Source organism: Muricoccus radiodurans, assembly GCF_050154705.1.
Classification (GTDB): domain Bacteria; phylum Pseudomonadota; class Alphaproteobacteria; order Acetobacterales; family Acetobacteraceae; genus Roseomonas; species Roseomonas radiodurans.
This window is the reverse complement of the sequence record NZ_CP189561.1, coordinates 1,750,606-1,768,481: the sequence shown is the minus strand read 5'-3', so window position 1 is coordinate 1,768,481 and position 17,876 is coordinate 1,750,606. Positions and strand designations below refer to the sequence as shown.

Below are 17,876 nucleotides of genomic sequence, written 5' to 3'. Positions count from 1 at the left end.
TTAGAACGAATGAATGCGTGGCAATGTTACCACTCGCCGTAGAAGACGCCCGCCGCCTTGTGGCGGTCGGTGCGGAACTCGGCCTCGTCCCAGGTCAGGGTTGTGCGGCGTTTCAGCCCCGTGAACCAGGCGAGGAGACGTTCGCGCATCTCGGCGCGGATGTCCTCGTGCGCGGGATGGCGGCCAAGGTCGCTGAACTCCTGCGGATCCGCGTGCAGGTCGTGCAGCATGGGCGGAATGCCGCTGGTCCAGTGGACGTATTTCCAGCGGTCCGTCCGCACCATCCAGGCGTGGTGATGGCCGGTCGGCAGGCCGAGGCGGCGTCGTGCGCCGCGGAAGGTCCAGTCGAGCTCCGAGAAGACGGCGTCGCGCCAGGGGGTCCTCTCGCCGCGCAGGAGGGGCAGGAGGGAACGTCCCTCCACGACGTGCGGCGCCGCGGGCAGGCCGAGGGCGTCGAGGATCGTGGGCACGATGTCCACCGCCTCCACGAAGCGATCCTCGACCGCGCCGCGGCGGGCTTCCGGCGCGGGATCGTAGAGGATCATCGGCACGCGCTGCACGACGTCGTGGAACAGCTCCTTCTCGCCGAGCCAGTGATCGCCGAGATAGTCGCCGTGGTCGGAGCACATGATGACGAGCGTGTCATCCCAGCGGCCCAGCCGCTCCATCGCAGACCAGACGCGGCCGAGATGGTCGTCAAGCTGGGCGATCAGGCCCTGGTAGGCCGGGCGGATCGTGGCGACCGCCTCATCCTTCTGGAAGGATTGCGCGACCTCCTCGTCCTGGAAGGCGCGGAGGATGGGGTGAGCGTCGGGGCCGCGTTCCTCTTCGGCGCGCTGGACGGGAAGGCATTGGCCGGGGCCGTACATCGCGTGGTACGGCGCGGGCGCGATGTAGGGCCAGTGCGGCTTCACGTAGGAAAGGTGCAGCACCCAGGGCCGGTCGCCCTGCTGCTCCATGAAGCGGATGGCGTGGTCGGTGGTGTAGGCGGTCTCCGAATGCTCCTCCCGCACCCGGGCGGGAAAGCGGGCGTTGCGCATCTTCCAGCCGGAGCGGACCTCGCCCTGATCGTCGGTGACGGAGATGACGTAGTCCGTCCAGGGATCGGCGCTGTCATAGCCTTGCGCGCGGAGGTAGTCGGCATAGGCACTGTCGGGCTCCGCGTGATGACCGTCATGGCGGTCCACGAGGGTGAACCAGCCCTCGTCCAGCAGCGCCTTCAGGTCGTGCTGGCCATCCAGCGCCAAGCGGCGCATGCCGCGGGCATCCGGGAGCATGTGCGTCTTGCCCGCCAGCGCGAGCGTCCGTCCCGCCTCACGCAGGTGCCAGCCGAGCGTCACCTCCCCGACCGAGAGCGGCACGCGGTTGTGCGTGGCGCCATGAGAGGAGACGTAGCGGCCGGTGTAATAGGACATGCGCGACGGGCCGCAGATGCCGGACTGCACATAGGCCTCGGTGAAGCGGGTGCCGCGCGCCGCCAGTGCGTCGAGGTTCGGCGTGCGGAGGTGCGGATGGCCCGCGCAGGACAGGTGATCCCAGCGGAGCTGGTCCGCCATGATGAAGAGGACGTTTCTCGCCGAGGCTCCCATGCCCTGAGCTTAGGCAGGGGCCATCAAACGCAGAAGGCCCCGGGGCGAACCCCGGAGCCTTCCCATCGCGTTGCCGGCGTGCGGCCCGCGAGAACCCTGGTGACCCGCTCAGGTCAGACCTGAGCGGTGATCCGGGCCACGGGCGCGACGCCCTGGTTGAAGCGATGAGACACCGGATCACCTCCTTTCGGTTGTTGACGGGCCGGAGATGGGTGCGGTGCAACCGGAGTTCAAGCACGGGTTGTGCGGGCGTCCGCAGAGCGCCAGCTTCGGCGTGGAGCGGAACGGAAGGACCGGGCGGTGATCCTGTCGCATGGCGGGCCGGGCGGCCGGGCGAGGACGCGGATCGGGCGGCGCGCGGTGCTCGCGGCGCCCTTCGCCGCGCTGGTGCCGTGCGCCCGCGCCGCGGAGGACGTGGACCTGCCGGACGCGCTGACCACGGCGACGGTCCGCACCGATGCGCCGGGCCGGTCGGACCGAGGTCCGGCGCTGCGGCGCGCCCTGGGCCTCGTGCTGGCGAAGCTGTCCGGGAACCCGGGGCTGGAGAGCGATGCGCGGGTGGACGCGATGGACCCCGCGCCGCTCGTGCTCGACCTGTCCTACCAGGACGTGCTGATCGACAAGCCCGTGCACGACGAGCAGGGCACGCGCGACCGTCCCTACCTGCTGACGGTGCGCTTCGACCCCGGGGGGCTGCGCGGCGCGCTGGCGGCGCTGGGAGAGCGGCCCTGGGTGTCCGGGCGTGGGCGGATCGGGCCGATGCTGACGCTGCGCTTCCGGGACGGGCGGGAGACGATGCTGACCGGGGACGACCCCCTGCTCGACCGGCCGCGGGCGGCGCTGACGGATGCGGGGGTGCGCTACGCCATGGCCATCGCGCTGCCGCTGATGGGCGCGGTGACGGTGCCGCGCGGCGCGGACCGGGTAGATGGCAGCGTGACCTGGGTGGAGGCAGAATTCGGCTGGCGCGCCACCTTTCGACTGCGCGGCGATGAATGGGGCGTCTCGGGTGCCAGCCTCGACGAGGCATTCCGCGCCTTCGTGGGCGGGGCGGCGTTGCGGCTGCGGCCGGGCGGGGTGGCCGGCGCGCGATAGGGCGGCGGGGCGCCGGAGCGCCCCGCCATCCCGTCACATCTCGGCGTAGGAGCCGTTGCGCCAGACGTAGAAGACGTAGTCCGGCACCGTCACGTCGCCCTTCTGGTCGAAGGTGATGGGGCCGAGCACGGTCTGCCAGGGGCCGTTCGCCTTCATGGACTGCGCCACCTGGCGCGGCTCGACCGAGTTCGCGCGGGAAGCGGCGGCCGCCCAGATCTGCATGGCGGCGTACGTGTAGAGGACGTACCCCTCCGGATCGACGTTCCGGGCACGGAAGCGGGCGACGACCTCGGCCGCCGTCGGGCGCTTGCGGGGGTCGGAGGAGAAGGTCATCAGCGTGCCCTCTCCCGCGGCGCCGCTGATCTGCCAGAACTCGTTCGTCACCAGCGCGTCGCCGCCGATCAGGGTGACGTTCATCCCCTGCTCCTTCGCCTGGCGGACGATGAGCGCGGCCTCCGTGTGATAGCCGCCGAGGTAGATGACCTCGATGTTCGCGGCCTTCAGCCGGGCGACGACGGCGTTGTAGTCGCGCTCCCCGGGGGTGTAGGCGGCGTAGATCGTCTCCTGCACGCCGGCGGCGTTCAGCGCCTTCTTCGTCTCGTCCGCCAGGCCCTTGCCGTAGGCGGAGTTGTCATGGAGCAGCGCGACGCGCTTGCCGCGGAATTCCCGCGCGATATAGGCGCCGGCCACCGCGCCCTGCTGGTCGTCGCGGCCGCAGGTGCGGAAGGTGTTCCACGCGCCCTCATCCGTGTAGCGAGGGTTGGTGGAGGCGGGCGAGACCTGGAGCACGCCCTCCTCCGTGTAGACCTTGCTCGCGGGGATGGAGGAGGAGGAGCAGAAGTGGCCGAACACGGCCCGCACCTGCCGCCCGGCGAGCTGGTTCGCGACCGAGACGGCCTGGCGCGGGTCGCAGGCATCGTCGCCGACCTCCAGCGCGATCTGCTGGCCCAGCACGCCGCCGGCGGCGTTCAGGTCGGCTGTGGCCTGCTCCGCGCCGATGCGCATCTGGGCGCCGAAGGTGGCATTGGAGCCGGTGATCGGCCCGGCCACCGCCACCCGGACGGTGCGGGCCTGGGCGAAGGCCCCGCCGGCCCGGAGGATGACGGGGGCGGCGAGGGTGGCACCGAGAAGGGTGCGGCGCTGGAGGGTCATCACGGGCTCTCCGGTTGGGGGTTGGGAAGCGTAGCATTCCGGTGGCGCGCGGAAAGCCCCGTCTGCCGGGCGGGCCCGGCCGCACGTCCCGGCGGCCCGGTGCGGCGCCGGGCGCGCTAGGGCAGGAGGTCCGACGGCAGGTCTCGAGGGTCGTAGGCGCGCGGCGCGTTCCGGTGGGCAAGCTTCAGGAGTGGCCAGAGAAAGGTGAGGCCCGCGAGAAGCGTGAAGAGGATCTCTGGCCGCCCGGTGATCATCAGCAGCACGATGGGCAGCACGAAGAACAGGAGCCCGAGCAGGAAGGCAGCGGCCGTGACGACCGTGTGGTTTGTTGGCGGCAGGCCCGCGGAGAACGGGATCATGTCGCGACCCCCCGCGATCAGCCGACGATGCAGGTCCTGCACGAAGTCGCGGTAGGGCGCGGCTTTCTCGTCGCTGCGGAAACCCCGGTCGTCGGCGTCGGTCGCGGTGAGCACGAAGCCGTCCGCGAAGGTGATGGCGCACATGTGGACGGGGTTCCGCGCCTCGCCGCCGGACTGAAGCCGAACCGCCGCCACGTTCGCCAGCCGCGCGCCGTCGGGGGTTCCCTGATGGGTCCAGCTCAGGCGCTCGTCGTCGAGCGTGATGCCGTGATTGTCGTTCGTGAGATACCAGCGCTTCGCGCTCGTGGTGAAATAAACGTCGTGGAACGTCCCGCCCTTTCCGGAGGGCGGGATGTCGCTCAATGCCCGCCCCCGAGATAGGCGTCCCGCACCTCCGGCCGTGCCAGGAGCTCGGCGCCCGTTCCCTCCAGGGAGATGCGCCCGGTGACGAGGACGTAGGCGCGATGGGCCAGGCGCAGCGCCTGGTTCGCGTTCTGCTCCACCAGCAGCACGGTCAGGCCGGTGCGCTCGTTCAGGTCCCGGATGGCCGAGAAGATTTGGCGCACCACCAGGGGTGCGAGGCCGAGCGACGGCTCATCCAGCAGCAGGAGGCGCGGGTTCGACATGAGGGCGCGCGCAATCGCGAGCATCTGCTGCTCCCCGCCCGAGAGCGTGCCACCGCGCTGCGACTCCCGTTCCTTCAGGCGGGGGAACAGGCTGAAGGCGCGTTCCAGTCCCGGCCCAGGCTCCACGCCGAGGGCCTGGGCGCCCATCAGCAGGTTCTCCCGCACGGTCATGCGCGGGAAGACGCGGCGGCCCTCGGGCGACTGTGCGATGCCGGCGCGGGCGATGCGGTGCATCGGCAGGCCCGTGATGTCCTGCCCGTCATAGATGATCCGGCCCGACCGGGCGCGGGGGCTGCCGAAGATCGTCATCAGCAGGGTGGACTTGCCGGCGCCGTTGGCGCCGATCAGCGTCACGATCTCCCCGGGGTTCACGTGGACGGAGACGCCCTTCAGCGCCTCGACCGCGCCATAGGCGGCGGTGACGTCTCGCAGCGCGAGCAGGGGCGCTGTGCGGGCGGGATCGGGGGACAGGGCGGGCCTTGCCTCGCTCACGCCGCATCCTCCGACGCCACGGGGGAGGGGGCCTCGTCCTCGTCGCCCTCGCCGAGATAGGCGGCGATGACCTTCGGGTCGCGGCGCACCTCGGCGGGCGGGCCGTCGGCGATCTTCTTGCCGTGGTCCAGCACCACCACGCGGTCGGAGATGCGCATCACCACGCCCATGTCGTGCTCGATCAGCAGGATGGAGCAGCCCCCGTCGCGGATCTCGCGGATCAGCGCGGCCAGCTCGTCCGATTCACGAGGGTTCAGGCCCGCCGCGGGCTCGTCCAGGCAGAGCAGGAGCGGGTCCGTGCACATGGCCCGCGCGATCTCCAACCTGCGCTGCGCGCCATAGGGCAGGGCGCCGGCCGGATCGTCCGCCCGCTCCAGCAACCCGGTACGGTTCAGCCACTCCTTCGCCTTGCCGATCGCTTCCCGCTCCGCCGCGGGATAGCGGGAGATCCCGAACACGGCACCGAGGCCGAAGAAGGTCGCGGCCTGCAGCCGGTTGTGCTGCGCGACGAGCAGGTTCTCCAGCACCGTCATGCCGGAGAAGAGGCGGATGTTCTGGAAGGTCCGCGCCACCCCCGCGCGGGCGATGCGGTGGCCGGGGGTGCGGTGCAGCTCCCGCGCCCCATCCGGCGCGTTCAGCCGGATGGCGCCGCCGCTCGGCCGGTAGAAGCCGGTGATGAGGTTGAAGACCGTGGTCTTGCCCGCGCCGTTCGGGCCGATCACCGCGGTGATCTCCCGCGCACCGGCATCGAAGGAGACATGGTCCACGGCGGTCAGCCCGCCGAAGCGCATGAGGAGGTCGCGGACCTCCAGGACGGGGGCGCTCATCCCGCCCCCTGGCCGACATGCTCCGCCGCGATGGCGCGGCGCTTCCCGAGCGCGACCGAGGGCGTGCGGGAGGAGACGAGGCCGCGCGGCTTCCAGACCATGATGAGCACCATGGCTGCGCCGAAGATGAGCATCCGCCACTCCGCGAAGTCGCGGAACGCCTCGAACCCGCCGATCATCACCAGGGCCGCGAGCGCCACGCCGAGCTGGCTGCCGAGGCCGCCGAGCACGACGATGGCGAGGATGATCGCGCTCTCGATGAAGGTGAAGCTCTCCGGGGAGATGAAGGCCTGGCGCGTGGCGAAGAAGGCGCCGGCGAAGCCGCCGAACATGGCGCCGATGGCGAAGGCTGTCAGCTTCGTGTTGGTGACGTTGATACCGAGGGCGCGGCAGGCGATCTCATCCTCCCGCAAGGCTTCCCAGGCGCGGCCGAGGGGCTGGCGGCGCAGGCGCAGCGTGACCCAGTTCGTCAGCAGGGCGAGCACGAGGATGAGGTAGTAGAGGAAGATGACACGGTGGCTGGGGGAGGGTTCCAGCCCGAAGAGGTCCGCGAAGGAGCCCGGGCCGCCGCCGGCGGTGAAGGGGTAGCCGAAGAAGCTTGGCCGCGCGATGCCGGAGATGCCGTTCGGCCCGCCCGTGAGAGACGTCCAGTTGATGAGGACGAGGCGGATGATCTCCCCGAAGCCGAGGGTCACGATGGCGAGGTAGTCGCCGCGGAGCCGCAGCACGGGGAAGCCGAGCAGCACCCCCCAGAAGGCTGCCATGATCCCGGCCAGCGGCAGGCAGATCCAGAAGGATAGCCCGAAATGCTGGGACAGAAGGGCGTAGGCATAGGCGCCGATCCCGTAGAAGGCGACGTAGCCCAGGTCCAGCAGCCCCGCGAGGCCGACGACGATGTTCAGCCCCCAGCCGAGCATCACGTAGGTGAGGACGAGGATTCCGAGGTCGAGGTGGTAGCGCCCGACGCCGGGCAGGAAGGGCAGCAGCACCGCCAGCGCGAGCAGCACCGGCGCGACGAACAGCCCGATGCGGGCGAGCGCCGCGGTGCGGCGTGCCGATGGTGCCCTGGCCGGCCGCACCGCGCGCCAAAGGCTGACCCCCAGCCGCCCGAGGAAGGTGATGCCGACGAGGATCGCCACATCCGCCCAGCGCGTGCGGAGCAGCAGCCCGCCATTCGGCGCCACGTCCGTCCGGAGCCCGACCAGCGGGATGAAGAGCAGCGCCGCAACGGCGGCGGCCAGGATCGCATCCCGCAGGGCATGGACCACGAGCGAGGGCGCGGCCGCCTCTGGCCCGCGCGGGATGCCGCCGAACTGGCCCGGCGCGGGAACGCCGTCCTCGGTGTGCGGGGCGCCGCCGGCCCGCGGGGCTGTGGCGCTCATACCTTCTCCACCTCCGCCCGGCCGAGCAGGCCGGTGGGGAGGAAGATCAGCGTGAGGATCAGGATCGAGAAGGTCGCGACATCCTTGTACTGGACGGAGAAATAGGCGCTCCAGAAGGTCTCGATCAGTCCGATCAGCAGGCCGCCGAGCACCGCGCCGGGCAGGGAGCCGATTCCCCCGAGCACGGCGGCCGTGAAGGCCTTCACCCCCGCCAGGAAGCCGATGTAGAAGTCGATCACGCCGTAGCGCAGCAGGTACATCGTGCCCGCCACCGCCGCGAGCGCCGCGCCGATGACGAAGGTCACGCTGATCGTCCGGTCCGTGTCGATGCCCAGCAGGCCGGCCATCTTCCGATCCTGTTCGCAGGCCCGCATGGCGCGGCCGAGCGGCGTTCGCGTGACGAGCCAGGTGAAGATCGCGAGCACCGCCAGCGTCACCACCACGATGACGATCTGCATGGTGGAGACGTTCACCGCGAAGCCATCCCCGTGCCACAGCTCGATGTTGCCGCGGACCAGGGGCTCGATCGGCTTGCCGCGGGCGCCCTGGGCCACCTGCACGTAGTTCTGCAGGACGATGGACATGCCGATGGCGGAGATCAGCGGCGCCAGGCGGAAGGAGCCGCGCAGCGGCCGGTAGGCGATCCGCTCCACCGACCAGCCGTAGAGGCCGGTCACCGCCATGGACACCAGCAGCACCAGCAGGATCGCCCCCGCCCCCTCCATCATTCCGCCCGAGGCGAGCAGCACGATGGTGATGAGAGAGATGAAGGCGCCGATCATGAAGATGTCGCCATGGGCGAAGTTGATCATGCCGATGATGCCGTAGACCATCGTGTAGCCCACGGCGATCAGGCCGTAGATCATCCCGAGGGCCACGCCGTTGATCAGCTGCTGCAGGGCATAGGCCAAGCGCGGTGTCCCCGTTCCCGAAGCCGTTTTCGTGAAGCCGTTGGTGAAGCGTCCCGGCCGGCAGGCTAGCCCCGCCGGGGCGCACGCGCCAAGCGCCCCCTGTCAGGTGCCAGGGATCAGCCGGCCGCCGCGCCCCGCCGCAGCCGCAGCGCCCAGTCCCGCAGGGCCGCGACCTGGGCAGCCAGCAGGGTGCGGGTAGCCTCGTCGGTCAGACGCCCGTCCGCGTCGAAGCGGTTCGCCGACTGCATGATCATCACCTCGGGCTTGTTCAGCACGAAGGCATTCAGCCCGGCCAGGATGCGCCGGAGGTCATACTGCATCCGGGCCGTGCCGAGCAGGCCGGTGGCCGCGCCGAGCACTGCGACGGGCTTGCCGTCGAAAGCCTGGGCCGGGGGGCGCGACACCCAGTCGATCGCGTTCTTGAGCACGCCCGAGACGGAGTAGTTGTATTCCGGGCTGGCGATCAGCAGCGCGTCCGCGGCGGCCACGGCCTCGCGCAGCGCCTGGACGGGGGCCGGGTAGCCCGAACCCGTCCGCAGGTCGTCATCATAGGGCGGGATGTCGCGCAGCCCCCCGTAGAGCTCGACCGTGACCCCTTCGGGCGCCAGCTCCGCCGCGGCCCGCAGCGCGGCCGTGTTGTGGGACCCCCTCCGAAGGCTTCCGGAAATGGCGAGGATGCGGAAGGGCTGGTCACTCATGCGGCGCGGGCTCCGGGCGGGTTTGCGCCCGCCTTAGACCCGATCGCGGAAGGCCGGAACCGGCCGGGCGCCTGAATCGGATTTTTCGGCGCTGAGGCGGGACGGCCCGGGCGCCGGTGGAACGGGAGCGCCGGCGGCTATTCCTCCCAGGTCAGCGGCTCGCCGCGCAGCCAGGCGTGGCCCGCGGCGTAGAGGGCTTCCACCTTCTCTCCCTTCAGCCCGGGCATGTCGGTCTTCACGTCGTAGCCGATGCCGGTCTGGAGATAGGCGAGGTGCCGGTAGCCCTCGGGGAAGCGGGCCAGCAGGTCCGGGTCCAGCTCCAGCCGCGCGGCCGGGTCCACCGGGTCCATCCGGTCCTTCTCGTAGATCGGCTGGCGCAGCACGATCTTCCAGCCATCCGCCCGTTCCTCGATGAAGTCGTGGAAGCGGCCGGTGCAGACCACGTCCACGACCACGCCGTGCACCGGCGCGCGCTGGGAGATGGTCATCTTCGTCTGTGCCACCGCACGTGTCCCGGCCAGGTCCACGCTGCACCCGCCGAGGAAGTGGAGGATGGAGACGCCCTTCGCCCAGCCCTCCTGGCTGGCGCGGATGAACTCGGCGGCGGGGGCCTGGCACCAGGTGGCCATCATCCGCCCTTCCGGTGCCCAGCAGGTGGCAAAGCGGTCCCAGTGTCCGGCGTCCCGCCACACCGCCCAGTTCTGCACCAGCTCCATGATCTGGAGCCGGCGCAGCAGATCATCCCCGGCCATCGCGTCCCCGCCCTGATGTCGAGGGCAGGATAGACGGCTCCTGGGACGGGCGCGACGCGCGTCAGCCCGCGCGCTGCGCCCGCACCGCCGCCGGCAGGTCCTGCGGTGCCGCGGCCAGCCCGTCCGCCCCGGCCTCCTCCAGCTCCGCCCGGTCGCCATAGCCCCAGAGGACGCCGACGGCCCGCACCCCGTTCGCGTGGGCGCCGGAGATGTCGTATCGCCGGTCGCCGGCCATCACCGTGCCCGCCGCCTGCAGGCCGTGGAGCGACAGGATATGGGCGATCAGCTCGGGCTTGTGGTCCACCGCGCCGCCTGGCTCGGAGCCGTGGATGGCCGTGAAGCGGTCGGCCAGACCCAGCCGTTCCAGGATCGGCATCGCGAAGACCGTCCGCTTGGAGGTGGCGAGGTAGAGCGCCGCGCCATCCGCGCGCAACGCGTCCAGGGCAGCCGGGATGCCGGGATAGGGGTCGGCGTGGAACATGCCGGCCGCCCCGTAATGGCGGCGATAGGTGGCGGCGCCCTCCTCCAGCCGGTCATCGCCGAACCCGGTGAGCAGCCGGGCCATGACATCCGCGATGGGCGGACCAATGGCCCAGGTAAGGTCGAGATCCGGCTCCGGCGCGTGCCCCATCTCCGCGAGCGCGGCGCGCAGCGACAGCTCGATGCCGGGACGCGAGTCGATCAGCGTGCCGTCGAGGTCGAGCAGCACGGCGGGGCGGGGATCGGCCAAGGCGGGAGGTCCTGCGAGGGGCGACAGGGAGTGGCGGCAAAGGGCGGACCGGCGCAAGCCCGGGGGGCGGCGAACGGATGTCCGCGGCCTGTCGTCCCCGATGGCCTCGCGCGGTTCAGCGGCCGGGTTGCCAGCCCCCGGGCACCGCGTCGCGCGTCAGGAACGCGATCGGCAGGTCGCGACCCGGCAGGAGCCAGATGCTGTACCGGCCGCCCGCTTCCAGCCCCTCCAGCGCGAAGGGAGGTGCATGGGCCTCGCCGCAGGCCGCACCAAGCCGGGCCAGGGCCGGGTTCACCGTCCGAGTGCGGGCGGTGCCGGGCGCCACGTCATCGAAGATCGCGGGGCCGTCCGGCGCGACGCGCAGGGCGGCCGGGCAGCCCTGCATCGCGTTGTAGAAGGCGAGGTGCGCGCGGGCCTGATTGAAGCTGCCGGGATCGGGCACCGACTGCGCCACGAGACGTCCATCCGGTGCGGCCTGCACCATCACGGTCACGAATTGGCCGGCGGTGGCATGGAGGGTCGTACGCCCGCTGCGGTCTCCTGACCGCGCGACCACCGCGAGGCTGCGGTTCGCCACCCGCTCCACCACCAGATAGGCGCTGACCCGCGCGTCCGGCGCTGTGCCGAGGCTCTGAGCCGCCGCGAAATCCGGCTGGACCGAGAGATCGGACGGCGTGGCGTTCACGAAGCGGATGAAGGCAGAGCCCGCCGGCGGCTGCGGCCCGTAGAGCTGGGGCGCCTGCGCCCCGGCCGGCAGGGCCGGGACCAGAAAGAGGACCGCGCGCCGGAGCGCCCGGCCAAGGCCAGCTCTCACGCCTCGACCGTGCGCCGCACCTCGGCGAGGAAGTTCGGGGCGGACATGGCGTTGTTGCGCCAGATGTCGGCCCTGTCGGGCATGGATTCGAGGTCCAGCTCGAGAATGTTCCAGACGACGAGCTTCGGCCGGTGGCGCTTGAAGCCCTCGCCGTTTAGATGCTCGAGGAGGGTGCGGTAGGGGCCGTTCTGGTGGACCGCCCAGGTCAGCCCGACCGGCCGAGCGAGCTCGTGCGATAGCATAGCGCTGAAGCCGTAGCGCGGGTGCATGAAGCTGCTGCCGACCACCGTGATGTCGCTCGCTTCCTCGTCCAGCAGCGCGGCGCCGCCGAAGAGGGCGTTCGCCTGGCGCACGTTGAACGGCTGGGTGGGATAGCGGGCCCGATCGGCCGCGGGCAGCATCGAGGCGAGGTCGTTTACGTGCTGCATCCGGGTGGGCTCGGGCAGCGCGGAGGCGGGCCGGCTGGGCGGAGGGAAGCTGTGCCGCTCCTGGATGGCACGGGCCACCTCCACCGCCGCCGCCTCGGCGGCCTGCGGGGTCCAGTGGGTGTCGGCCCGGAAGAACAGCGGGTCGTTCGGGGAAGCGGCGCGGAACCGGGTGAAGAGCGCGTAGAGGTCCGGCGCTACAAGCCCCGCCGCCCGCAGGTCGCGCAGCGCCAAGGACAGGCGCTGATCCGCTGGCGCGGCGATGCGCATGCCGTCCGGCAGGAAATCGCGGTAGGTGCGCGCGCGCGAGGGCGGGATGGAAACGGCCATCTCAACCCCGCTGCGGCGAAGGATGCCGGCGGTCTCGACGATCAGCGCCACCATCCGCCGGACGCGGTCGAGGCTGACCATCCCCTGCGCGTCCCACTGGGCGAAGAGCCAGCCGTCCTTGCCGAGGACGATCCCGTTCACGGTGTTCGCGAGGGCAGGGCGGGACAGAGCGCCGAGACCGACGGCAGCGGAGGCGGTCAGCAGGCTGCGGCGGTTCAGGATGCGCTGCTGGTGGACGGGGGGAGTTGTCATCGGCGGCCTTCGTCGGCAGGGACGATACGGCTCTGTTAAAAGAGAACGAACGGGGGAACAAGGCACGTTTCTGGCGCTGATGTCTCAAAAATAGACATTCGCCCTCGCAGAACGTCCGGTCATCCCGCGGCCCGCCGTGCCCAGCAGAAAGATGCTCCTGACGCACGCGGGCGCTGCTATCTGCCCGCTCTGGCCCATACAGCGGAATGCCGCTCATACTCCCGCCAAAATGCGGGAGAAACGGCCTTGGCCGTCACCTACGAGATGGTGCGGGACGCGGCGTCGCAGCTCTATGGCTGGGCGCTGAAGAAGGTTCCGGATGACACGAAGGACGCCCTGGCCCGCGCGCTGGAGAACGAGTCGAACGAAGCCGCGCGCCGCACCCTGCGCATCATGCTGCAATCCGCCCGTGCCGCCGAGAGCACGGACCGGCTCGTCTGCTCGGATGCCGGCGTGCCCGTCTACTTCGTGGAGATCGGCACGGCGGTGCGGATGGAGGGCGACATCAAGCGCGCTATCTCCGACGGCTTTGACCACCTCGTCGAGACGATCCACCCGCCGATCCTGAAGCACGTGACGAACCCCCTGACCCTGGAGCGCGGCTACAAGGGGAAGGACATGCCGCTGATCACCTGGTCGGTGAAGGACGGCGTGGACTACATGGAGATGACCTGCTCCCCGAAGGCCCTGGGAACGGGACGCTGGGCGGCGCTGGAAATCTTCTCCTACCCGAATCTGGAGCAGATCGAGAGCTACATCATGGACGTGGTGATGAAGGCGGGGTCGCAGCACTGCCCGCCCGTCATCATCGGGGTCGGGATCGGCGGCTCCTTCGACGTCTGCGCGAAGATGTCGAAGATGGCGACGCTGCGGCCGATGGGCCAGACGAATCCGGAGCCGATCCTGGCGGCCATGGAGGAGCGCCTGACGAAGGCAGTGAACGCGCTGGGCTACGGCCCCATGGGCACGGGCGGCGACACCACGGCGCTGGCCGTCCACATCGACTACGCCTCCGGCCACGGCTTCACCCCGGTCGCCGTCTCCTTCAACTGCTGGATCAACCGCCGCTCCCGCGCTCGCCTGCACAATTCGGGCGAGATCGAGCGGCTGGAGTAGCGCCGATGGCCGTCCACCACCTCACCCTTCCGGCCGGCGAAGCGGCGATCCGCGCCCTGACCGCCGGCGACGAGGTCTTCCTGACCGGGGAGATCATCACCTCCATCGGCCTGCCCACCTATGACCGCATCTGGGACTTCCACACGCGCAGCGAACCCCTGCCGGTGGACCTGCGCGGGGCGGCGCTGCTGCACGTCTCCTCCTATGTGGAGGAGCGCGGGGAGAAGCCGGAGGTGCTCTACATCAACCCCACCACCTCCACCCGCTTCAACCACCTGATGCCGAGGTTCATCCGCACCTTCGGTCTGCGCCTGACCGGCGGGAAGGGCGGGCTGGACCTGGAGAGCGCGCGGGCCATGCAGGAGGTGGGCTGCGCCTACCTCTCCTTCCTCGGCGGCAGCGCCTCCTTCTTCTCCTCCGCGGTGAAGGAACTGGTGGCGATGGAGTGGACGGACCTCCTCGTCCAGTACCGCCTGCTCCGCCTGCGGGTGGAGGAACTAGGGCCGCTGATCGTCGGGATCGACGCCAAGGGCGGCAATCTCTACGACAGCCTGCAACGCCAGGCGACGGAACGCCGCCCGGCGATCATGGCCCAACTGGCCGAGGAGCGGGCGCGCGCCGCCGAGGGGTAGCGCTACCCCTTCAGCGACTTCTGCAGCGCCTGCATGGCGCCGACGAGCATGGCCGTGGTGTTGAAGCACACCATTCCCGTGCCCTCCGCCTCCAGCCGGCGCACGTCGTCGGCCGTGCGGCCCACCGTGGCGCGCGCGACGCCGTGCTGCTTCGCCGCGGCGACGATCTTCGCGATCGCGTCGTTCACCACCGGCTGCGTCGCATCCGCCGCGTGGCCGAGCGAGGCCGAGAGGTCGCCCGGCCCGATGAACACGGCGTCGATGCCCGGCACGGACACGATCTCGTCCACGACCGGAATCGCCTCCGCGTCCTCCACCATCACGATGACGACCGTGTGCTGGTTGCGCGTGGCGTAGTACTGCTTGTTGTCCCCCGAGCCATAGGCGGAGGAGCGGGACAGGGCGACGCCCCGCTTGCCCTGGGGCGCGAAGAGGGCGCGCTCCACCACCTCCCTCGCGATCGCCGCGCTCGCGACGTGCGGCACCAGGATGCCGTCCGCCCCGGCGTCCAGCACGCGCTGGATGCTTGCCACCGATCCATCGGGCGTCCGCACCAGTCCGGCCATGCCGTGCATGGCGGCGGCGCGCAGCATGTTCTCGATCGTCTCGATGTCGGCCGGGCCGTGCTCGGTGTCGATAATGACGAAGTCGTAGCCGCAATATCCCGCCATCTCGACCGTGGCGGGGGAGGGGGTGCCGATGAAGAATCCCAGCAGGCGGTCGCCCCGGTGCAGGCGGGTCTTGAAGCTTTCCGTGGCCATGTCGGCTCCGATCGTGGGGGTGGTCAGCGGGGAACGAGCCGGTCGGCCATGCCCGCCCAGGTGGCCGTCTCCGCGCGGGCGAAGGCGGTGAACTCGTCCGGTGAGGACGGGGTGATCTCGACGCCCAGCGGTGCCAGCCGTTCCCGCACGTCGGCCATCGCCATGATCCGGCGCATCTCGCGGGCCACCCGCTCCACGACGGGCGCGGGCAGGCGGGCCGGGCCGATGATGCCGTTCCAGCTCCGCATGAGGTAGGGTACGCCTGCCTCCTGACAGGTGGTGATGGCGGGAAGCTGCGTCGCGCGGCGGTCGCCGCTGGTGGCCAGCGCCCGCACGGCGCCGGACTCGATCAGGGGGAGCGACGGCGCGATCACCTCGATCCCGACATCCAGCCCGCCATTGGACACGGCGGCCAGAAGATCACCCGTGACACGGTAATTGACGATGTTCACCGGTGCCTCGGCCTGCACGGCGAACTTCACGGTCCGCGCGATGCCGACGCTGCCGACGTTGATCATCTCCGGCCGCGCCCGGATCGCCGCGATGAGGTCGTTGATCGTCCGGTGCGGCGACCGCGGGCCGACGAGGATCACGTGATAGAAGAAGGCGCACTGCGTGATGTAGGTGAAGTCATCCACCGGCCGGAAGGGCAGGTTCGGCACGACGAACGGCATATTCGCCATCTGGTCGGAAGCAAGATAGAGCGTGTGCCCGTCCGCCGGCGCGTTCTTCACGAAATCCGCGCCGACGACGCTGTTCGCGCCGGGCTTGTTCTCCACCACCACCGGCTGTCCGAGTGCCTCGGACAGCTTCGGGGCGAAGACGCGGGCCATGATGTCCGCCACGCCGCCGGGCGCGAAGGCCACCACCAGCCGGACGGGCTGGCTGGGCCAGGCCGGCTGCGCCCGCAGCCCGGGCGCCGACAGCAGCGCGAGCGCCGGGGCAGCCCCCAGCAGGCGGCGACGGAACATGGACAGCTCTCCCCAGCAGAACCCGCCGCCCTATTCCGGGTCGGCGGGAAGGCGCATCAGGGCATCGGGTACTCGTCGGCGTTCAGCACCCAGCCCTTCTTGTTCGAGAAGTCGACCCGCGGCGGCGAGAAGATGTCCACCAGCTGGTTGCCCGCGGGGTTCAGGCTGACCGAGGTGTGGATCGACGGCGGCGGGATGATCGTGACGGAGGGCGCGCCGACCCTCTCGTGGTCGTCGTCGCGCCACATGTTCTTGTTCGTCGTCCAGGGCCAGCGGAGATGGTGCTCGTACTCGCCCTCCAGGCAGAGCGAGCACTGCTCGAAGTCGTCGTGGTAGTGCGGCGACACGGCGGACGCGTCCCGCACGCCGCGGCGGTCGAGGTAATTCACCATGAAGGTGGTGCAGCGCCAGATCCGCCCGAAGCGCCCGGGCTCCGGCGCGACGTCGAGGCTGTAGGAGCGGATCTTGTAGCCGGAGGGCGGCTCCGGCCAGGGCTGGAAGGGCGGGATGTTCGGGTGTGCTTCCTTGTAGTGGTCGGCGTTCACGCACTTGGCCGCCAGGTCGGCCGCCTTGGTGGTGACGAGCCGCACGACCTGCCCGGCCGCCAGCACCTTGATGCTGCTCGGGCCGGGCGGAACGATGATGAGGGAATTGCCCGCCACCGTCTTCGTCTCGCCGCGCGCCGTCACCTCCACGCGGGACGCCGCGTCCGGGAGGATCACGCAGTACTCGTCCTCCTGGGCCTCGCGGGCCAGGACGGCGCCTGCTTCGGCGCGGGAATAGGCGATCAGGAAGTTCTGCCCGCGGCCATACCAGGACTGCAGGCCCGGCCCGGTCTCCTGCGGCGGCATGTCGTGGAAGCGCAGGTAATCCGCCGCCGCGAAGGCCGTGGGGGCGGGGACCGACGACGTCGTCGCGGCCGGCGCAAGCTGCGAGCGCGGATCATCCTTCGTGTACATGCGCGCTTCTCCCTCTCACTGGGTCTGTCCGCTTGTTCCGATCAACAGGACAGGGTTCTGTTGTGGCATACCCTGGCGGCAGGGCCGCCGGGATGTCAAGCGACGGGCTCGGGATGTGGAACGGCATCGCCCGCGTAGCCGATCGCGGCAGAGAGACGCCGCGCCGCGTCCATGACGGCGTCCACCTGCCGTTTCGAGGGCTGCTCCGGCACGAACTGGATGGAGTCGATGATCGCGAGCGCACCCAGCAGCTCCCCGCCCACGCCGAAGACCGGCGCCGCGATCGCGTTGGTGCCGAGCAGCGTCTCGTTCGGCGAGCCGCCCCAGCCCTGGGCACGGATGCGCCGGAACTCCGCCTCCAGCGCGCCGGGATCGCTGATCGTGTAGGGCGTCCGCCGCTCCATCGGCGCGCGCAGCACGGCCTCCTGCCGGGCCGCGTCGCTGAATGCGAGGACCACCTTTCCCTGCGCCGTGCAATGCGCCTTCAACAGGGAGCCGGACCGGACGCCGATCTCGATGTCCGAGGAACCGAAGACTGTCGCCAGCACGCGCGCGCCCTCCGGATCCACCTGCGACAGCACGACGGAATGGCCCAGCGTGTCCCGCAGGTCCCGCATAATGCCGCGCGCCAGCGCGGCCATGTCGAAATGCTCCGCCACGCGGCGCCCGAGGGTCACCAGCCGCGCGCCGACGCGGTACTTCTCGCTCTCCGGCGATTGCACGACGTAGCCGAGCTCCATCAGCGTCCGCAGATGCCGGTGGATCCGGCTCTTGGACGTGCCCAGCGCCTGGGCGAGCGCCGTCACGCCCACGCTGCCCTGGTCGGCCAGGTACTCCAGGATGCGGAGTGCGAGCCCCACTGCCTGGACGCCCTCTCCCATCGAGGGACCTTCGATGCGCGGCATGTGACCTCCCGGGCAGGCAAGGGCCGGACGCGTGCGGGCGCTTGACAATCCGCGGCAATCCAGCACAGAAGTTCGATAGAAACAACGTCGTTCCGACT

The 17,876-nt window shown here is 70.6% G+C and carries 19 protein-coding genes; 3 read left to right on the top strand and 16 right to left on the bottom strand.

The window, feature by feature from the left end; all coding sequences use genetic code 11:
* Positions 1-26 precede the first annotated feature (26 nt).
* The gene (locus ACP6CK_RS08790) at positions 27-1,589 is read right to left on the bottom strand and encodes a sulfatase-like hydrolase/transferase (RefSeq protein WP_426958507.1); all 1,563 of its coding nucleotides are present in this window, start codon (positions 1,587-1,589) and stop codon (positions 27-29) included.
* 300 nt (positions 1,590-1,889) lie between these two features.
* Here ACP6CK_RS08790 and ACP6CK_RS08785 point away from each other — a divergent pair, with 300 nt between their 5' ends.
* On the top strand, positions 1,890-2,684 hold the full coding sequence (locus tag ACP6CK_RS08785) for a DUF2066 domain-containing protein (protein WP_426958506.1): 795 nt from the start codon (positions 1,890-1,892) through the stop codon (positions 2,682-2,684).
* Between the two features lie 33 nt (positions 2,685-2,717).
* Here the strand turns inward: ACP6CK_RS08785 and ACP6CK_RS08780 are convergent, their stop codons facing one another.
* The 11 genes from ACP6CK_RS08780 to ACP6CK_RS08730 form a co-directional block, all read right to left on the bottom strand.
* Positions 2,718-3,836, bottom strand: a complete 1,119-nt coding sequence (locus ACP6CK_RS08780) for a branched-chain amino acid ABC transporter substrate-binding protein (protein ID WP_426958505.1) — start codon at positions 3,834-3,836, stop codon at positions 2,718-2,720.
* Positions 3,837-3,952: 116 nt separating this feature from the next.
* Positions 3,953-4,558, bottom strand: coding sequence for a hypothetical protein (locus ACP6CK_RS08775; protein WP_426958504.1), 606 nt, complete (start codon positions 4,556-4,558; stop codon positions 3,953-3,955).
* Entirely contained in the window at positions 4,555-5,313 is a 759-nt protein-coding gene (locus ACP6CK_RS08770; RefSeq protein ID WP_426958503.1) for an ABC transporter ATP-binding protein, read from the bottom strand. Before ACP6CK_RS08770 ends, ACP6CK_RS08775 begins: the two co-directional genes overlap by 4 nt.
* On the bottom strand, positions 5,310-6,140 hold the full coding sequence (locus ACP6CK_RS08765; RefSeq protein WP_426958502.1) for an ABC transporter ATP-binding protein: 831 nt from the start codon (positions 6,138-6,140) through the stop codon (positions 5,310-5,312). The genes ACP6CK_RS08770 and ACP6CK_RS08765 overlap by 4 nt, the downstream gene beginning before the upstream one ends.
* A complete protein-coding gene (gene livM, locus ACP6CK_RS08760) occupies positions 6,137-7,522 on the bottom strand; it encodes a high-affinity branched-chain amino acid ABC transporter permease LivM (protein WP_426958501.1) in 1,386 nt (461 codons plus the stop codon). The genes ACP6CK_RS08765 and livM overlap by 4 nt, the downstream gene beginning before the upstream one ends.
* Positions 7,519-8,433: an ABC transporter permease subunit gene (locus tag ACP6CK_RS08755; RefSeq protein WP_426958500.1), complete on the bottom strand. Its 915-nt coding sequence runs from the start codon at positions 8,431-8,433 to the stop codon at positions 7,519-7,521. Before ACP6CK_RS08755 ends, livM begins: the two co-directional genes overlap by 4 nt.
* Before the next feature lie 116 nt (positions 8,434-8,549).
* Positions 8,550-9,131 (bottom strand): NADPH-dependent FMN reductase, encoded by a 582-nt coding sequence (locus ACP6CK_RS08750; RefSeq protein WP_426958499.1) that lies wholly within the window; start codon positions 9,129-9,131, stop codon positions 8,550-8,552.
* Positions 9,132-9,268: 137 nt separating this feature from the next.
* On the bottom strand, positions 9,269-9,883 hold the full coding sequence (locus ACP6CK_RS08745) for a nuclear transport factor 2 family protein (protein ID WP_426958498.1): 615 nt from the start codon (positions 9,881-9,883) through the stop codon (positions 9,269-9,271).
* 61 nt (positions 9,884-9,944) lie between these two features.
* On the bottom strand, positions 9,945-10,613 hold the full coding sequence (locus ACP6CK_RS08740; RefSeq protein WP_426958497.1) for an HAD hydrolase-like protein: 669 nt from the start codon (positions 10,611-10,613) through the stop codon (positions 9,945-9,947).
* Between the two features lie 115 nt (positions 10,614-10,728).
* A complete protein-coding gene (locus ACP6CK_RS08735; protein WP_426958496.1) occupies positions 10,729-11,427 on the bottom strand; it encodes an ABC transporter permease in 699 nt (232 codons plus the stop codon).
* Positions 11,424-12,434, bottom strand: a complete 1,011-nt coding sequence (locus ACP6CK_RS08730) for an alginate O-acetyltransferase AlgX-related protein (protein WP_426958495.1) — start codon at positions 12,432-12,434, stop codon at positions 11,424-11,426. Before ACP6CK_RS08730 ends, ACP6CK_RS08735 begins: the two co-directional genes overlap by 4 nt.
* 246 nt (positions 12,435-12,680) lie before the next feature.
* Here ACP6CK_RS08730 and ACP6CK_RS08725 point away from each other — a divergent pair, with 246 nt between their 5' ends.
* Complete coding sequence (locus ACP6CK_RS08725; protein WP_426958494.1) at positions 12,681-13,550, top strand: fumarate hydratase; 870 nt, start codon at positions 12,681-12,683, stop codon at positions 13,548-13,550.
* A gap of 5 nt (positions 13,551-13,555) precedes the next feature.
* Complete coding sequence (locus tag ACP6CK_RS08720) at positions 13,556-14,182, top strand: fumarate hydratase C-terminal domain-containing protein (protein ID WP_426958493.1); 627 nt, start codon at positions 13,556-13,558, stop codon at positions 14,180-14,182.
* Between the two features lie 2 nt (positions 14,183-14,184).
* Here ACP6CK_RS08720 and ACP6CK_RS08715 read toward each other — a convergent pair whose 3' ends face one another.
* From ACP6CK_RS08715 to ACP6CK_RS08700, 4 genes are all read right to left on the bottom strand, one after another.
* Positions 14,185-14,943: an HpcH/HpaI aldolase family protein gene (locus ACP6CK_RS08715; RefSeq protein WP_426958492.1), complete on the bottom strand. Its 759-nt coding sequence runs from the start codon at positions 14,941-14,943 to the stop codon at positions 14,185-14,187.
* A 23-nt stretch (positions 14,944-14,966) separates the two neighbouring features.
* Positions 14,967-15,914, bottom strand: coding sequence for a Bug family tripartite tricarboxylate transporter substrate binding protein (locus ACP6CK_RS08710; RefSeq protein ID WP_426958491.1), 948 nt, complete (start codon positions 15,912-15,914; stop codon positions 14,967-14,969).
* A gap of 56 nt (positions 15,915-15,970) precedes the next feature.
* The gene (locus ACP6CK_RS08705) at positions 15,971-16,873 is read right to left on the bottom strand and encodes a hypothetical protein (RefSeq protein WP_426958490.1); all 903 of its coding nucleotides are present in this window, start codon (positions 16,871-16,873) and stop codon (positions 15,971-15,973) included.
* Between the two features lie 95 nt (positions 16,874-16,968).
* The gene (locus ACP6CK_RS08700) at positions 16,969-17,778 is read right to left on the bottom strand and encodes an IclR family transcriptional regulator (RefSeq protein WP_426958489.1); all 810 of its coding nucleotides are present in this window, start codon (positions 17,776-17,778) and stop codon (positions 16,969-16,971) included.
* Between the last annotated feature and the right edge of the window lie 98 nt (positions 17,779-17,876).

Excerpts from the sequence above, each read along its gene's own strand:
- livM (WP_426958501.1), bottom strand. The coding sequence starts at position 7,522 with ATGAGCGCCACAGCCCCGCGGGCCGGCGGCGCCCCGCACACCGAGGAC.
- ACP6CK_RS08790 (WP_426958507.1), bottom strand. The coding sequence starts at position 1,589 with ATGGGAGCCTCGGCGAGAAACGTCCTCTTCATCATGGCGGACCAGCTC.
- ACP6CK_RS08700 (WP_426958489.1), bottom strand. The coding sequence starts at position 17,778 with ATGCCGCGCATCGAAGGTCCCTCGATGGGAGAGGGCGTCCAGGCAGTG.
- ACP6CK_RS08730 (WP_426958495.1), bottom strand. The coding sequence starts at position 12,434 with ATGACAACTCCCCCCGTCCACCAGCAGCGCATCCTGAACCGCCGCAGC.
- ACP6CK_RS08765 (WP_426958502.1), bottom strand. The coding sequence starts at position 6,140 with ATGAGCGCCCCCGTCCTGGAGGTCCGCGACCTCCTCATGCGCTTCGGC.
- ACP6CK_RS08720 (WP_426958493.1), top strand. The coding sequence starts at position 13,556 with ATGGCCGTCCACCACCTCACCCTTCCGGCCGGCGAAGCGGCGATCCGC.
- ACP6CK_RS08780 (WP_426958505.1), bottom strand. The coding sequence starts at position 3,836 with ATGACCCTCCAGCGCCGCACCCTTCTCGGTGCCACCCTCGCCGCCCCC.
- ACP6CK_RS08710 (WP_426958491.1), bottom strand. The coding sequence starts at position 15,914 with ATGTTCCGTCGCCGCCTGCTGGGGGCTGCCCCGGCGCTCGCGCTGCTG.
- ACP6CK_RS08750 (WP_426958499.1), bottom strand. The coding sequence starts at position 9,131 with ATGAGTGACCAGCCCTTCCGCATCCTCGCCATTTCCGGAAGCCTTCGG.
- ACP6CK_RS08705 (WP_426958490.1), bottom strand. The coding sequence starts at position 16,873 with ATGTACACGAAGGATGATCCGCGCTCGCAGCTTGCGCCGGCCGCGACG.
- ACP6CK_RS08745 (WP_426958498.1), bottom strand. The coding sequence starts at position 9,883 with ATGGCCGGGGATGATCTGCTGCGCCGGCTCCAGATCATGGAGCTGGTG.
- ACP6CK_RS08715 (WP_426958492.1), bottom strand. The coding sequence starts at position 14,943 with ATGGCCACGGAAAGCTTCAAGACCCGCCTGCACCGGGGCGACCGCCTG.